Below are 15,371 nucleotides of genomic sequence, written 5' to 3'. Positions count from 1 at the left end.
GCGGAACGCGGGGCGTAGCTGATAGAACTCAGTCTAGGCCAAGTATCGGGTAGTAAACCAGAGTGGCGTCCTACCCGATAGCGCTCATCGCCTGTCAGTCGGTGGCAGGCTTTTGTAGGACTTGTTCGCTGAGCTTGTCGGCCAGGCGTACGAAGGCGGCCAGGTCGAGCTGCTCGGGGCGCAAGCTGCCATCGACGCCGGCGGCTTCGATTTCGGCGTTGCTCAGCAATAGTTTCAGTGTGTTGCGCAGGGTCTTGCGGCGCTGGTTGAAAGCTTCACGTACGACGCGCTCCAGCAGGCGATGATCCTTGGCCGGGTGCGGCAGTACCGCGTGGGGCACCAGGCGCACGATCGCGGAGTCGACTTTCGGCGGAGGATTGAACGCACCCGGGCCGACGTTGAACAGATGCTCGACCCGGCAATGGTACTGAACCATGATCGACAGCCGACCCCAATCGCCGCCGCCAGGACCCGCCGCCAGGCGCTCGACCACTTCCTTTTGCAGCATGAAGTGCATGTCGCGAATCAGGTGTGCGTTGTGCAGCAGGTGGAAAATCAGCGGCGTAGAGATGTTATACGGCAGGTTGCCGACCACTCGCAGGCTGTTTGGTGCGGCGTTCAGGCTGTTGAAGTCAAACTTCAGCGCGTCGCCCTGATGCAGGTTGAAGTTGCTCTTGCCGGCGAACTGCTGGTTGAGGATAGGGATCAGGTCCTTGTCCAGCTCTACGACGTCCAGTTGAGCGCCGCTGTTGAGCAGGCCGGCGGTCAATGCACCCTGGCCCGGACCGATTTCCAGCAGACGGTCTTCAGGTTTGGCGTGAATGGAGCGCAGGATACGGTCGATAACGCCAGCATCGTGCAGGAAGTTCTGGCCGAAGCGCTTGCGCGCCCGGTGTTGGTAATGCTCGGTCATAAACGGGTCTCGGCCATCTGGTAGGCGGTTTCCAGGGCGACTTGCAGGCTGCCGGTGTCGATGTTGCCGCTGCCGGCCAGGTCCAGGGCGGTGCCGTGGTCGACCGATGTGCGGATGATCGGCAAGCCGAGGGTCACGTTGACTGCCGCGCCGAAGCCTTTGTATTTCAGCACAGGCAAGCCCTGGTCGTGGTACATCGCCAGCACCGCGTCGCAGTGCTCCAGATATTTGGGGGTAAACAGAGTGTCGGCGGGCAGGGGGCCGCGAAGGTCCATGCCCTCGCCGCGCAGGCGCTCTAATGTAGGTTCGATGATGTCGATTTCTTCATGGCCCAGATGACCGCCTTCACCGGCGTGGGGGTTGAGCCCGCAAACCAGGATGCGTGGCTGGGCGATGCCGAACTTTTCTTTCAGGTCGGTGTGCAGGATCCGTGTGACCCGCTCCAGCCGCTCAGGCGTAATCGCGTCGGCAATTTCGCGAAGGGGCAGGTGAGTGGTGACCAGCGCTACACGCAAGCCGCGGGTGGCGAGCATCATCACCACTTGCGCGGTGTGGGTCAGGTCAGCGAGAAACTCCGTGTGCCCGGAAAAGGCGATCCCTGATTCATTGATCACACCCTTGTGCACCGGGGCGGTGATCATGCCGGCGAAATGCCCATCCAGACAGCCCTGGCCAGCACGGGTCAGGGTTTCCAGAACGAAAGCCGCATTGGCCTTGTCCAGTTGCCCGGCGGTGACCTTGGCGTTGAGGGGCGTATCCCACACATACAGGCTGTTGGCGGGAGCAGGAGCATCCGGCCAGCTGTCCGGCGCTACCGGCAGCAGATCGACAACCACGCCCAGCTGCGCGGCCCGCTCAAGGAGCAGGTCGCGGCTGGTAATGGCAATCAGGGGATGTGGCTGGGCTTGCGAGGCGAGCAGCAGGCACAGGTCGGGACCTATGCCGGCTGGTTCGCCGGGGGTCAGCGCGAAACGCTTGGGTTTCACTGCGCTGCCTGGTCTGCACCAGGGAGTTTGATTTCTACGTACGCTTCGTCACGGATCTGACGCAGCCAGGTTTGCAGCTCTTCGTCGTATTTGCGGTTACGCAGTACGGTCATCGCTTGCTGCTCACGGGCCTGGGCGGTGCTGTCGGTGGCGCGGCGGCCAAGGACTTCCAGTACGTGCCAGCCATATTGGGTCTTGAACGGCTTGGACAGCTGACCTTGCGGGGTCTTGGCCATCACTTCGCGGAATTCAGGCACCAGCGCGTTCGGGTCGATCCAGTTCAGGTCGCCACCGTTGAGGGCGGAACCCGGATCCTCCGAGAAGCTTTTCGCCAGTTCGCCAAAGTCTTCGCCCGCTTGAATACGGCTGTAGAGCGATTGAGCCAGGGCCTTGGTTTTTTCTTCGTCGCGGATCGGGCTCGGTTTGACCAGGATGTGCCGCACGTGTACCTCGTCACGCACCTGGGATTCGCCGCCACGCTTGTCGAGGATCTTCAGGATAATGAAGCCGCCCGGGGTGCGCATTGGCTGGGTCACGTCGCCAACGGCCATGGTGCCGAGCAAGCGATCGAACGGAGGTGGCAGTTGAGCGGCTTTACGCCAGCCCATGTCGCCGCCTTCCAGTGCGGTTTCGCTGGCGGATTTGGCGATTGCCAACTGACCGAAGTCAGCGCCTTGCTTGAGTTGCTGGTAAACCGCGTCGGCTTGTTTGGCGGCATTCTGAATCGCGTCGGAGTTGGCGCTTTCCGGCGTAGGAATCAGAATGTTGGCCAGGCGGAACTCTTCGGACAGCTGCATTTTGCCGAGATCGGATGCCAGGAAGTTCTTCACTTCCTGCTCGGACACCTGGATGCGCTCCGCCACACGGCGCTGACGCACGCGGCTGATGATCATTTCGCGGCGGATCTGGTCGCGGGCATCGTCATAAGACAGGCCGTCGCGAGCTAAAGCGGCGCGGAATTGTTCGATCGACATGTTATTGCGCTGGGCAATGGTGCCGACAGCCTGGTTCAGCTCTTCATCGGTAATGCGGATGCCGGAACGCTCGCCGATCTGCAATTGCAGGTTTTCGACGATCAGACGCTCGAGCACTTGCTGATCCAGTACGCCGGTAGGCGGTACGGCAGCACCGCGTTTGGCGATGGTTTGCTGAACTTCGTGAACGCGCCGGTCCAGTTGGCTCTGCATGACCACGTCATTGTCGACGATGGCCACCACTTTATCGATGGACTGTACCGCGGCGTTGGCCGCGGTACCCAGGAACAGCGCGCCCAGCATCAGCGGGCGCAGACAATCAGAAAGCTTGGTCTTCACGTTCACGATAACCTTGGATGCCTTTGTCGAGGAAACTCTCTACTTTGGCGCCGGTGAGGCCGCCGAGTCCCTTCAGAACAATTTGTAGGAAGACGCCGTGGTCGCCTTTTTCGTTTTCCGGGGCGTTCTGACTTAACTCGTCATAGCTGACCCAGTAACGGTTGATCAGGCGTAGTTTCCAGCAGCAGTTGTCGTACTCGAAACCACCAAAGGCTTCCAGGGTACGGTTGCGGTTGTAGTCATACTGCCAGCGGCTGATGGCGTTCCACTGCGGCACGATCGGCCAGATCACCGAGAAGTCGTGCTGTTTGATCTTGTAGTAGTCCTTCACGTAGCCAGGTGTGCCCGGGGTGCCGTAGTCACCGCCGCCCACCGTCCATTTACCGGTGTTCTGGTCATAACGGACCTGGTCATTGCGATAGCGATAACCGGCGTTGATGACCTTGTTCGGGTTGTCTTCTGGCTGGTAGTGGAACATCGCGCTGCCCGAGCGAGGGCTGCGGCTGTCCGGGTCCCAGTTGTAGTCGGCGGTGGTGCGCCAGTCACGGTTCCAGCGGTATTCGTATTCCAGCGCGTACGGTGAAACATTGGCTTGAGCATCGGCGCGGGTTTTTGCGTCGATACCTGGCAACTGGACTTCGCGGTCCTTGAAGTACATGGCTTGGCCGACGCTGATACGTTGACGCTCGAAACCATTGTCTTCGATCCAGCGGCTGGTCACGCCCAGGGACAGTTTGTTCTCGTCGCCGACACGGTCGGAGCCGGAGAAGCGGTTGTCACGGAATAGCGACGCGTAATTGAAGGTGTATTCGCTGGTGTCGAATATCGGAATATCCTTCTGGTCTTCCTCAGGTACATAGAGGTAGAACAGGCGCGGTTCGAGGGTCTGGCGATAATTCTTGCCGAACCATTGGGTGTCACGATCGAAATACAGGCCGCTGTCGATACTGGCAATCGGGACACCACGGGTTTGCGAACTGCTGAACGATTCGCCGAGCGCTGATGCGCCGTTCCGATTCGTCACGAGGTCGTTTTTACCGGTGCCATCAAGATCAAGATCGTACTGGGTGTACTGGTACTTAAGCGACGGTTTCAAGAAACCATAAGTCCAGTTCATTGGCAGACTGACACCTGGTTTCAGGTTCAGGCGGGTGCCATTGGCTCGAGCCAGCCCGGAAACATTGTTATCAAGACGCGGTTCGACGGTGCCATCTTCGTTTATGAAGTTGCCATTCTTCAAATCGCGGTCGAACCGGACGATTTCCGTCTCGTAATCGAAGTTCAAACCTTCCGGATGATATGGCAGCTGACCATTGAAGGTGATCTGCGGCAAACGGTCATACGGAGTGATGTTCGAAACGGTCGCCAGCTGATAGGCCTGGGCGTTCAAACGAGCGGTGTAGCTGTCGCCACGATAGGTGACAGAGCCCTGCTGGTTCATGTAGTCAGCGCTTTTCACGCCAATCTGGTCAGTCTGCAGATCCTGGAAGTAATACGGATCGCTGATCTTGGTGTAGTCGACTTGCGTAAAGACGCGGGAGTCGAGGCCACCCTTGTGCTGCCAGTTGTACATGTAGCGGTTTTTTTCGTAGTCGGTCTGCTTGCTGCGATCGGTATCTTCGTCGTTGAGGTACGCGGCGCCGAACTGGCCTTCGCTGGACTTGGTCAGGTAGCGGAATTCGCCTTCCATCAACAGGCCATGCTTGGCCATGTAACGCGGGTACAACGTGGCATCGTAGTTCGGTGCCAGGTTGAAGTAGTACGGAGTGACCAGCATGAAGCCGGTATCGCTGCCGGTGCCGATGGTCGGCGGCAGGAAGCCGGACTGGCGACGGTCGTCGATCGGGAAATAGATGTACGGCGTGTACAGAACCGGAATGTCCTTGACCCGCAGCGTCACGTTGGTCGCGGTACCGAAACCGGTGGCCGGGTTCAAGGTGATGTTGTTGCCCTTGAGCTGCCAGGCATTGCTGTTCGGTTCGCACGTGGTGTACGTACCGTCCTTGAGACGGATGATCGCGTTCTCGGCACGTTTGGCGTACAGCGCGTTACCGCGGATACGCGACTTGTGCATCACGTATTCGGCGTTGTCGACCTTGGCTTCACCGGTGTCGAGCTGCACGTCGGCGTGGTCGCCCACGATCAGTGCGCCATTGTCGCGAATGCGCACGTTGCCGGCCAGTTCGCCACGGCTCTCGGCCTGGTACAGGTTCGCTTCGTCGGCTTCGACCTGCATGCTGCCCTGACGCATGACCACGTCACCGGCCAGGGTCGCGACCTGCTCTTCCTGCTTATAGCGGGAGGCCTTGGCGCCGATAAAGGTTGGAGCGTCACTTTTATTCGTCTTGTCATTCATGCCAGGACGAATCGGTTCGATATAGGAACCAGAGCAGTAAGGACCGGTTTCGGCCAATTGCGCTGCGGTGAGCTTCTCGCGCGGAACCCAGTCGAGGTGGCTGTAGTCTTCACTACGCGACTTCAGGCCGCGGCCCTTGGACTCGGTAACCAGCACAGGCTTGGCGCCGGTGTCTTCGCTGGAGGCGGTGCCTGCCGGGGTTTCTCCAGTGGCGGAAACTGCGCTGCCTTCATGCACGGGGCGCGGCGGCAATGCAGCGGCCGGTGCCTTTGGCGCACAGTCCCAGGCACCCGAAGCAGAGACTGAGCAGTCATACTGTTCCGCGGCGACCACGAACGACGTGGCCAGGGGTTGCAGGGCCAGCAGACTGCCGGTAACCAACAACGGAAATTTTTTACGAAACGCGGGGGATTTCAATGCCATCTTATTAGTCCGGGCTTCCTGCGTGCCATCTGCCCGCGGTGTGGGCCGCACGCCTCTCGATGGTCTGAAAAAGATGCTGGATAATAAAGCATGACCCGCTTGACGGCTAGCGCCGTCGGAGACCCTTGCAATGCCTGACCAAGATGTACGCTTGCAACACCTGAAAGTTTGGCTCGATGAACAGTTGGCTATCCTCTTTGCAGAACAAGGTTGGGGCACCGTACCCCCGGCCACGTTGACCGCGGCCAGTAGCGACGCGAGTTTTCGGCGCTATTTCCGCTGGGAAGGCGCAGGCAGAAGTTTCGTCGTGATGGACGCGCCACCGCCCCAGGAAAACTGCAAACCCTTTGTGGATATCGCTTTTCTGCTGGCGAAATCCGGCATAAACGTGCCGAAAATTTATGCCGAGGACCTGGAGCGCGGTTTCCTTTTGCTCAATGACCTGGGCAACAAGACTTATCTGGACGTGATCGACAGCGAAAATGCCGACGATTTGTTCAAGGATGCCCTGCAAGCGTTGTTGGCTTTCCAGCAATTGCCGATGGTGGCGCCGCTGCCGAGTTATGACGTCGCGCTGCTGCGTCGCGAGCTCGAACTGTTCCCCGAGTGGTACGTGAAGCGCGAACTGGGTATCGAGTTCGATGCTGCGCAGCAGGTGCTCTGGCAGCAGGTCAGCGACCTGCTGATCGACAGCGCTCTGGCTCAGCCTAAAGTCCTGGTGCATCGCGACTACATGCCGCGCAACCTGATGATCAGCGAGCCGAATCCCGGCGTGCTGGATTTCCAGGACGCGGTCTACGGGCCGGTGACCTATGACGTGACCTGCCTGTTCAAGGACGCCTTCCTCAGCTGGCCTGAAGAACGCGTGCGCGGCTGGCTGGAAGATTACTGGCGGCAAGCCGGTGCGCTCGACATCCCGGTGCAGCCGGACTTTGAAGACTTTCTGCGCGCCAGCGACCTGATGGGCGTGCAGCGTCACTTGAAAGTCATCGGCATCTTCGCCCGCATCTGCCATCGCGACGGCAAGCCACGCTATCTCGGTGATGTGCCGCGCTTCTTTGCTTATATAGACGCGGTCATTGCCCGTCGCCCTGAATTGGCTGAGCTGGATGTGTTGCTGGCCAGTCTGCGTGCTGGAGTGAAGGCATGAAGGCAATGATTCTGGCGGCGGGTAAAGGCGAGCGCATGCGTCCGCTGACCCTGACCACGCCAAAACCGCTGGTTCGCGCCGGCGGAGCGCCCTTGATCGAGTATCACTTGCGCGCGCTGGCGGCAGCAGGGTTTACCGAGATCGTGATCAACCATGCCTGGCTCGGTCAGCAGATCGAAGATTATCTGGGTGATGGCTCGAAATATGGCGTGAGCATTCAGTATTCGCCGGAAGGTGAACCGCTGGAAACCGGTGGTGGTATTTTCCGCGCGTTGCCGTTGTTGGGTGATGAGGCTTTTGTGGTGGTCAACGGCGACATCTGGACCGACTACGACTTCAGCGTGTTGCACCAGCCCATCGTCGGGCTCGCTCATTTGATCCTGGCGGACAACCCGGCGCATCACCCGAACGGGGATTTCACCCTGGTCGATGGCCATGTGCAGGACGGTCAGCCGGATACCTCAACCCTGACCTACAGCGGCATCGCTGTGCTGCACCCGCAGCTGTTTGACGGTTGTGCGGCCGGGGCCTTCAAGCTTGCGCCATTGTTGCGCAAAGCCATGGCCGATGGACAAGTGACGGGCGAGCGCCTGAATGGACATTGGGTGGACGTCGGCACTCACGAGCGCCTGGCTGAAGTAGAAACCTTGATAGAAGCGAGACGCTGACATGTTGTGGCCAGGGACTCTGATTGGAGCCGGAGTGGGCTTTGCCATAGCCAGCATTCCGGGGGCCATGCTCGGTGCTTTATTGGGACAGGCGCTGGATCGGCGCTTGCACCTGCAGAGCTGGGCGCATTTATGGGAAAAATTCGGTGGCCGCTCGGTGCTGCGCAACGATGAACTGCTGTTCGTGTTGCTGGGCCGATTGGCCAAGAGTGATGGGCGGGTAGTGGATGGCCACATTCAGCAGGCGCGACAGGAAATGCGTGCGCTGGAGATGACCGAGTCGGCGCAACGTCGGGCGATAGCGGCGTTCAACCGCGGCAAGTCGGGGCACGATCGGTTGCGTGGTTATCTGCGACGCTTGAGTGCTCAGCCCCATGCGGCGGAAGGCGTGTTGCGTGCCTGTTGGCGGATGGTCTGGGCCGATGGCCGCGCCGGTAGCAGCGAGCGCGAACTGATTGCCCAGTGGGGCAAATGGTTGGGCTGGACGCCGCAACAGGTGCAGGCACTGGCGAGCGACTATGAGCCGAAGCGACCATTGGTCAGCAGCGCGATCACGTATCAGGACGCCTTGCGGCTATTGGGCGTGTCGGCGACCAGCGAGCCGGCACAGATCAAACGCGCCTATCGACGCCTGCTCAGTCGCCATCATCCGGACAAGATTGCCGGCAGCGGTGCGACGGCGTTGCAGGTTCGTGAGGCGACGGACAAGACTCGTGAATTGCACAACGCCTACACGTTGATTCGTGAGCGGCGGGATTTTCGCTAGCAAGACAGAGTTGTGTCGCCCCATTCGCGGGCAAGCCTCGCTCCTACAGGTTTTATGATCGCCGGGCGCGACACGTAATCTGTAGGAGCGAGGCTTGCCCGCGAATGGGGCGACGCGATCCATCAGTCCGCCGCAGGCTGCGGATTCAACCATCCCCGCACCCGGCGAACCAACTGCTCTTGCTCAGCCTTGGCATTGCCCGGCAGTGCCTTGAGCGAGACCTGGCTGAACGCCGATGTCTTCAAACGTTTATTGGCCTGCAAGCGCTCCAGTGCCGCATTGCGATCCAGTGGTTTGTCCGTATAGAAGATGTCGGCAGTCGGCAGCTTGATCGTCGGCGTCAACTCGGCAAGCTCAGGCTTCGCCGTAACAGGCGTCTGGGCGGCGACCATCACGAACTTCTCGACTTGCGATGGCTGCTTCTCGCTCAGATAGCGCGCGGCCCAGTAAGCGCCGGTGCCATGCCCCAGCACGACGACCCTGCGCGCACTTTGCTGTTCGGCATAAGCGATGGCCGCGTCGATGCGGGCGAAAATTCGCTCGGCGTCGGCTTTGGCGTGTTCTTCGGTGGTTTCGGCGATAGCCTTGTCGGCCACCTCCGCTTCGCCGCCGGCGGCCTGTTCGATGGGCGCCGCGGTGGTCGAGTCTTTGTTGCCGGCATCAGGCGCTTTGGGCACTGGTGCCACTTCGACGATACGTGGCGCAATGGCTTCGCTTTGCAGATCCGGCAAGGTGATACTCAGGCTGCTCCACTCGGCGTCCGGCAATTGGCGGCGCAATGGGCTGATTGCTTGCGGCCAGTCAACGGTTTCACCGGCACCCGGGATGATAATCACCGCGCCTTTGGGCTCGGCGGTATTGGCCGGTTTCCACAGGGCGAGAAAGCTGTCGGCGCCGGCTTGCAGTTGTTGCTGTTCCTGCGCAGGGATTTGTCGCTCAAGTGCCGTGGCTTCTTCCTGACTACGCTCAAGCAGTGGCTGGCGTTCGACCGGTTTTTCTTCGGTGGGTTTTTCCGCAGTGGCAGGTGCCGGGTCGGCCGCCTCGACGGAAAAGGCGCACGGCAGGATCAGCGACAGGCACAATGCTGGCAGTGCCAGGCGGTAGACAGGGGGCATCGGATATTCCAGGCCAGAAGTTATTCCGGCAGCCTAATGGGTTGGTCAGTATTTGTCAGTGTGTGAGACTTCGATGATGCATTTTCGCTGCCTGTGGGTTATCGGCTGTTTGTGGTTTCCCTTGATGGGCTGGGCGGCTCCCGCGCCACCGGCGCATGTCGTGTCATTGTCTTCGGCGCAACAGCAATGGCTGGCGCAGCATGAAGAGTTGCGGGTCGGGGTGGTGTTGCAAGCGCCCTATGCCCAATACGATCGCCGCTTGCAGCGCCTGTCCGGGGTGAACATCGAGTTGATGAAATGGCTGGCCAAGTCGCTCAAGGTCGAGCTGAGCTGGCGTAATTATCCTGATCTTGCGCAACTGGAAGCCGCCGCGCGCGAAGGCGATATCGATATTGCGCCGGGGCTGACCCAAACCCCCGCCGGTTTACGATTCTGGCAATTTTCCGATCCGTACATGCGGGTGCCGCAACTGGTGGTCAGCGACCAGAAGAGCACCGGTGTGGTGGAGCTGGAAAAACTCGACAGTCAGACCCGCGTCGCCGTGCGCATGCCCAGCGTCACCGCCGACTTCTTGCGTAGTACCTATCCGCATTTGAACCTGCAGGGAGTGCCTCTGGAGCGCCAGGCACTGCAACTGTTGTTGAGTCAGCAGGCCGGTTACGCGGTGGTCGATGAAGCGCAATTCGGGCGTCTGTCAGCCGAGCCTGAGTTTGCCGGGCTGGCCGTGGTGGGCGACATCGGTTTCCCGCAACTGTTGCGAGTGGCCACGCGTCGGGACTGGCCGGAGTTGGCCGGCATCGTCGAAAACGCGCTGCGCGCGATTCCGGCCAAAGACCTCGAGCGACTGCACGATCAATGGCTGCAACCCAAGTACCCGCGGCTGTCCGATTCACCGGTTTTCTGGAAAAACCTCTGTCTGTTGTTGCTGGTGTTATTGCTGAGCAGCATGGTCATTGTGTACTGGCAGCGTCGTCAGCAACACAGTCTGGAGCAACGTTTGCTGGCGGCGCGCGAAGACATTGCCCTGCGCGAAGCCAGCGAAGAAGCCTTGCGCCTCACGCAGTTCTCCATCGATCAAAGCACCGTCGGCATCCTTTGGGTCAACTGGGACAGCCATGTGCGCTACGCCAACCGCGCCGCCGAAAGCATGCTCGGCTATCCGGCGGGCGGGATCATTGATCGACCATTGATCGATTTCGAGCCCGGTTTGCACATGGACCGCTGGCTGAGCCTGTGGAAGCGCGCCCGGGCCAGTGAGGAAGGGCCGCTAAGTTTCGAAACCAATTGCGTGCGGGCCGATGGCAGTATTCTGCCGGCGGATGTCTCGTTGAGCTTCTTGCGTTTTCGCGAGGGCGAATACCTGGTGGTTTACCTCAATGATGTCACCGAGCGTCGTCGCGCCCTGGCCGCCTTGCAGGAAAGCGAAGCGCGTCTGCAGGGGATCGCCGCCAACGTCCCCGGACTGGTCTTTCGTCTGGAGCGCGCACCGGTGACCGGGCAGATCGACTTTGCCTACATCAGTGAAGGCAGCGAGAGCCTGGTGGGGTACTCGCCGGCCACCCTGGCCCAACGGGACAAGGGCCTGCGCAGCCTGGTGCATCCGGATGACAAGGCCAGTTATCACCAGACTCAGGACCATGCACTGGACACCGATAGCGACTGGTCGTGGCAGGGACGGATTCTGACCCGTCAGGGCGAACAGCGCTGGGCCGAGATCAAGGCCATTACCCGCCGACTGGAAGACGGCGCCTATGTCTGGGACGGGATCGTCTGGGACATCACCGAGAGCAAGCGCATCGAGCTGGAGCTGGCCAGCTCCCGTGAGCAGTTGCGCGAGTTGTCTGCGCACCTGGAGAGCGTGCGGGAAGAGGAGAAGGCGCGGATTGCCCGGGAGGTTCACGACGAGCTGGGGCAGATGTTGACTGTGTTGAAGCTGGAAACGTCCATGTGCGAACTGGCTTATGCGCAGCTCGACCCTGGCCTGCACGAGCGCTTGAACAGCATGAAACGTTTGATCGCGCAGCTGTTTCAACTGGTGCGTGATGTGGCCACGGCGCTGCGGCCACCGATTCTCGATGCCGGGATCGCCTCGGCCATCGAGTGGCAGGCCCGACGGTTCGAGGCGCGCACGCATATTCCGTGTCTGGTACAAGTGCCGGATAACTTGCCGGTGCTCAGCGATGCCAAGGCCATCGGGCTGTTCCGGATCCTTCAGGAAGCGCTGACCAATGTCATGCGCCACGCCCAGGCGCATACTGTTGAACTGACGCTGGCCCTTGAGGGCGATGAACTTTGTCTGACCGTCAGCGATGATGGCGTAGGATTTGTCGCCGCGCCTGGCAGGCCGACATCCTTCGGCGTGGTCGGCATGCGTGAGCGGGTGTTGATCATGGGCGGGCAATTGTCGCTTGAGAGTGAGCCGGGGGAGGGCACGACCCTGACGGTGCGAGTGCCGCTGGATGAAGCCTGATGGTTTTGTGTTGTTTGAGCTGGCGCCTTTGCAGGCAAGCCCGCGATAGATCTTGGTTCTGACATAAGAAGAATGGAGAAGAACGTGATCCGTGTATTGGTAGCCGAAGACCACACCATCGTTCGCGAAGGCATCAAGCAATTGATCGGCCTGGCCAAGGACTTGCTGGTGGTCGGGGAGGCGAGCAATGGCGAGCAGTTGCTCGATACCTTGCGCCATGTTCCCTGCGAAGTGGTGTTGCTGGACATCTCCATGCCTGGGGTCAACGGCCTGGAAGCGATCCCGCGGATTCGCGCCATGAGCAATCCGCCGGCGATTCTGGTGCTGTCGATGCACGACGAAGCGCAGATGGCCGCTCGGGCGTTGAAGGTCGGCGCTGCGGGTTACGCGACCAAGGACAGCGATCCGGCATTGTTGCTGACGGCGATTCGCAAGGTCGCGGCGGGCGGGCGCTACATCGATCCGGACCTGGCCGACCGCATGGTTTTCGAGGTTGGCCTGACCGATGCGCGGCCGTTGCACTCGTTGCTGTCGGAGCGTGAATTCTCGGTATTCGAACGCCTGGCCCAGGGCGCCAACGTCAACGACATCGCCCAGCAATTGGCCTTGAGCAGTAAAACCATTAGTACCCACAAGGCGCGGCTGATGCAGAAACTCAACATCACCTCCCTGGCTGAACTGGTGAAGTACGCGATGGAACACAAACTCCTGTGATCCACACGACCCGCTGATTCACTGCAAATACCTGTGCGAGCGTGCATGTCCAATTACGACATGCCCGCAAAGCCGCTTTTACCGGTTCCTGTGGCTTGCAGCTCACCGCCCGTCGCCATCAATAATCGACATATCCATCCCCGCCATCCTTGTAGGGCAATCCCTACCCCCAACCTTCCATCCGGCTGAGGCGATTCTCTCCTGCACCCCGATTTGCGCGGCTCCCAGCGTCCACTAGGCTTAGTCCACAGCAGTCATCAATAACAAAGGTGTGGGTATGAGCCAGGTTGATTCAAGCGCAGGGGCCAGCGATATTCTGGTCAGCTTTCGTGGAGTGCAAAAGAGCTACGACGGCGAGAACCTGATTGTCAAAGACCTCAACCTGGAAATTCGCAAAGGCGAATTCCTGACCTTGCTCGGGCCGTCCGGTTCCGGCAAGACCACCAGTCTGATGATGCTCGCCGGCTTCGAAACGCCGACCGCCGGGGAGATTCAACTGGCCGGGCGTTCCATCAACAACGTGCCACCGCACAAGCGCGACATCGGCATGGTGTTCCAGAACTACGCGTTGTTTCCGCACATGACCGTGTCCGAGAACCTGGCGTTCCCGCTGACCGTGCGCGGCTTGAACAAGAGCGACGTCAGTGACCGGGTCAAGCGTGTGCTGAGCATGGTTCAGCTCGATACTTTCGCCCAGCGATATCCGGCGCAACTGTCCGGCGGTCAGCAGCAGCGTGTGGCCCTGGCTCGCGCCCTGGTGTTCGAACCGCAATTGGTGTTGATGGATGAACCGCTCGGCGCACTGGACAAACAACTGCGCGAACACATGCAGATGGAAATCAAACACCTGCACCAGCGCCTCGGCGTGACCGTGGTCTACGTGACCCACGACCAGGGCGAAGCCCTGACCATGTCCGACCGCGTCGCCGTGTTCCACCAGGGCGAGATCCAGCAGATCGCGCCACCGCGCACGCTCTACGAAGAGCCGAAAAATACTTTCGTCGCCAACTTCATCGGCGAGAACAACCGCCTCAACGGCCGCTTGCACAGCCATACCGGTGATCGCTGCGTGGTCGAGCTCGGTCGTGGTGAAAAGGTTGAAGCACTGGCGGTCAACGTCGGCAAGACCGGCGAACCCGTCACACTGTCGATTCGTCCGGAGCGCGTGAGCCTCAATGGCTCGAGCGAGTCCTGTGTCAACCGCTTCTCGGGAAGGGTGGCGGAATTCATCTATCTGGGCGACCACGTCCGGGTTCGCCTGGAAGTCTGCGGCAAGACCGACTTTTTCGTGAAACAACCGATTGCCGAGCTCGATCCTGCGCTGGCTGTCGGCGACGTGGTACCGCTTGGCTGGCAGGTCGAACACGTTCGCGCGCTCGACCCACTTCTAGAGGCGCATTGATCGCCCCCTGCTTCACCAACACCAACCCTGCACGTGGAGAGAACAATAAATGTTGAGATCCCTGAAATTCACCGCACTGGTCGTCGGCATGATCGGCGCGGCGCACGCGATGGCGGCTGGCCCGGACCTGACCGTGGTGTCCTTTGGCGGGGCGAACAAGGCGGCGCAGGTCAAAGCCTTCTACGCACCATGGGAAGCGGCGGGCCACGGCAAAATCGTCGCTGGCGAATACAACGGCGAAATGGCCAAGGTCAAAGCCATGGTCGACACCAAGAGCGTGTCCTGGGACCTGGTGGAAGTTGAATCGCCGGAACTGTCCCGTGGTTGCGACGAAGACATGTTCGAGCAGCTTGATCCGAAGCTGTTCGGCAAGTCTGAAGACTACGTCAAAGGCGCTATCCAGCCTTGCGGCGTGGGCTTCTTCGTGTGGTCGACCGTGCTGGCCTACAACGCCGACAAGCTGAAAACCGCTCCGACCAGTTGGGCTGATTTCTGGGATACCAAGAAATTCCCGGGCAAGCGCGGCCTGCGCAAAGGCGCCAAGTACACCCTGGAATTCGCACTGATGGCTGACGGCGTTGCGCCGAAAGACGTTTACAAAGTGCTGGCCGGCAAAGATGGCCAGGACCGCGCGTTCAAGAAACTCGATGAGCTCAAGCCAAGCATCCAGTGGTGGGAAGCCGGCGCACAACCGCCGCAATACCTCGCCTCCGGTGACGTGGTCATGAGCTCGGCCTACAACGGCCGGATCGCCGCGGTACAAAAAGAAAGCAACCTGAAAGTGGTGTGGAACGGCGGCATCTACGACTTCGACGCATGGGCCATTCCAAAAGGTCTGGACAAGACCCGTGCCGAAGCTGCGAAGAAATTCATCGCCTTCTCGGTACAGCCGCAACAGCAGAAGACCTACTCGGAAAACATCGCCTACGGCCCGGCCAACACCCAGGCAGTGCCATTGCTGTCCAAGGATGTCCTGAAAGACATGCCGACCACCCCGGAAAACATCGCCAACCAGGTGCAGATCGACGTCAGCTTCTGGGCTGATAACGGCGAGCAACTGGAACAGCGCTTCAATTCCTGGGCAGCGAAGTAACC

The 15,371-nt window shown here is 60.2% G+C and carries 12 protein-coding genes; 7 read left to right on the top strand and 5 right to left on the bottom strand.

The genetic code is table 11. The features are described from left to right. Positions 1 to 94 precede the first annotated feature (94 nt). Genes rsmA through AF70_RS27460 form a run of 4 tightly spaced genes read right to left on the bottom strand, consistent with a single transcriptional unit; the run spans position 95 to position 5,991 of the window. Positions 95 to 913 carry a 16S rRNA (adenine(1518)-N(6)/adenine(1519)-N(6))-dimethyltransferase RsmA gene (gene rsmA, locus AF70_RS27475; RefSeq protein WP_019580735.1) on the bottom strand — a complete coding sequence of 273 codons (819 nt, stop codon included), beginning with the start codon at positions 911 to 913 and terminating at the stop codon, positions 95 to 97. Next, positions 910 to 1,899, bottom strand: a complete 990-nt coding sequence (pdxA, locus tag AF70_RS27470; RefSeq protein WP_028940278.1) for a 4-hydroxythreonine-4-phosphate dehydrogenase PdxA — start codon at positions 1,897 to 1,899, stop codon at positions 910 to 912. The genes rsmA and pdxA overlap by 4 nt, the downstream gene beginning before the upstream one ends. Next, positions 1,896 to 3,212 (bottom strand): peptidylprolyl isomerase SurA, encoded by a 1,317-nt coding sequence (gene surA / locus AF70_RS27465; protein WP_019580737.1) that lies wholly within the window; start codon positions 3,210 to 3,212, stop codon positions 1,896 to 1,898. Before surA ends, pdxA begins: the two co-directional genes overlap by 4 nt. Beyond that, positions 3,193 to 5,991 (bottom strand): LPS-assembly protein LptD, encoded by a 2,799-nt coding sequence (locus AF70_RS27460; RefSeq protein WP_019580738.1) that lies wholly within the window; start codon positions 5,989 to 5,991, stop codon positions 3,193 to 3,195. Before AF70_RS27460 ends, surA begins: the two co-directional genes overlap by 20 nt. 130 nt (positions 5,992 to 6,121) lie before the next feature. Between AF70_RS27460 and AF70_RS27455 the strand changes: the two genes are divergently transcribed. From AF70_RS27455 to AF70_RS27445, 3 genes are read left to right on the top strand one after another with little or no spacing between them, the layout of a single operon-like run. After that, the gene (locus AF70_RS27455) at positions 6,122 to 7,141 is read left to right on the top strand and encodes an aminoglycoside phosphotransferase family protein (protein WP_019580739.1); all 1,020 of its coding nucleotides are present in this window, start codon (positions 6,122 to 6,124) and stop codon (positions 7,139 to 7,141) included. After that, entirely contained in the window at positions 7,138 to 7,809 is a 672-nt protein-coding gene (gene murU / locus AF70_RS27450) for an N-acetylmuramate alpha-1-phosphate uridylyltransferase MurU (RefSeq protein ID WP_019580740.1), read from the top strand. Before AF70_RS27455 ends, murU begins: the two co-directional genes overlap by 4 nt. Before the next feature lies 1 nt (position 7,810). Next, a complete protein-coding gene (locus AF70_RS27445) occupies positions 7,811 to 8,575 on the top strand; it encodes a TerB family tellurite resistance protein (protein ID WP_028940279.1) in 765 nt (254 codons plus the stop codon). Between the two features lie 122 nt (positions 8,576 to 8,697). On the opposite strand, the gene AF70_RS27440 is transcribed toward AF70_RS27445, so the two are convergent. Continuing rightward, positions 8,698 to 9,690: an alpha/beta hydrolase family protein gene (locus AF70_RS27440; protein WP_028940280.1), complete on the bottom strand. Its 993-nt coding sequence runs from the start codon at positions 9,688 to 9,690 to the stop codon at positions 8,698 to 8,700. Positions 9,691 to 9,763: 73 nt separating this feature from the next. On the opposite strand from AF70_RS27440, the gene AF70_RS27435 reads away from it, so the two are divergent. From AF70_RS27435 to AF70_RS27420, 4 genes are all read left to right on the top strand, one after another. Beyond that, positions 9,764 to 12,160, top strand: coding sequence for a PAS domain S-box protein (locus tag AF70_RS27435; protein WP_028940281.1), 2,397 nt, complete (start codon positions 9,764 to 9,766; stop codon positions 12,158 to 12,160). 72 nt (positions 12,161 to 12,232) lie between these two features. Next, the gene (locus tag AF70_RS27430; RefSeq protein WP_172901164.1) at positions 12,233 to 12,874 is read left to right on the top strand and encodes a response regulator transcription factor; all 642 of its coding nucleotides are present in this window, start codon (positions 12,233 to 12,235) and stop codon (positions 12,872 to 12,874) included. A gap of 277 nt (positions 12,875 to 13,151) precedes the next feature. Continuing rightward, positions 13,152 to 14,276, top strand: coding sequence for an ABC transporter ATP-binding protein (locus AF70_RS27425; RefSeq protein WP_018928861.1), 1,125 nt, complete (start codon positions 13,152 to 13,154; stop codon positions 14,274 to 14,276). A gap of 49 nt (positions 14,277 to 14,325) precedes the next feature. Further along, positions 14,326 to 15,369, top strand: a complete 1,044-nt coding sequence (locus tag AF70_RS27420; protein WP_018928862.1) for an ABC transporter substrate-binding protein — start codon at positions 14,326 to 14,328, stop codon at positions 15,367 to 15,369. Positions 15,370 to 15,371: the final 2 nt, after the last annotated feature.

It is taken from the genome of Pseudomonas sp. KD5 (genome assembly GCF_012932895.1).
GTDB lineage: Bacteria > Pseudomonadota > Gammaproteobacteria > Pseudomonadales > Pseudomonadaceae > Aquipseudomonas.
Note: the sequence above shows the minus strand (reverse complement) of the source record. Positions and strands in the feature narration are given on the sequence as shown.

Coding starts and splice junctions, on each gene's coding strand:
- AF70_RS27445 (WP_028940279.1), top strand. CDS start 7,811: ATGTTGTGGCCAGGGACTCTGATTGGAGCCGGAGTGGGCTTTGCCATA.
- murU (WP_019580740.1), top strand. CDS start 7,138: ATGAAGGCAATGATTCTGGCGGCGGGTAAAGGCGAGCGCATGCGTCCG.
- AF70_RS27425 (WP_018928861.1), top strand. CDS start 13,152: ATGAGCCAGGTTGATTCAAGCGCAGGGGCCAGCGATATTCTGGTCAGC.
- AF70_RS27455 (WP_019580739.1), top strand. CDS start 6,122: ATGCCTGACCAAGATGTACGCTTGCAACACCTGAAAGTTTGGCTCGAT.
- AF70_RS27430 (WP_172901164.1), top strand. CDS start 12,233: ATGGAGAAGAACGTGATCCGTGTATTGGTAGCCGAAGACCACACCATC.
- AF70_RS27460 (WP_019580738.1), bottom strand. CDS start 5,991: ATGGCATTGAAATCCCCCGCGTTTCGTAAAAAATTTCCGTTGTTGGTT.
- AF70_RS27420 (WP_018928862.1), top strand. CDS start 14,326: ATGTTGAGATCCCTGAAATTCACCGCACTGGTCGTCGGCATGATCGGC.
- AF70_RS27435 (WP_028940281.1), top strand. CDS start 9,764: ATGATGCATTTTCGCTGCCTGTGGGTTATCGGCTGTTTGTGGTTTCCC.
- AF70_RS27440 (WP_028940280.1), bottom strand. CDS start 9,690: ATGCCCCCTGTCTACCGCCTGGCACTGCCAGCATTGTGCCTGTCGCTG.
- rsmA (WP_019580735.1), bottom strand. CDS start 913: ATGACCGAGCATTACCAACACCGGGCGCGCAAGCGCTTCGGCCAGAAC.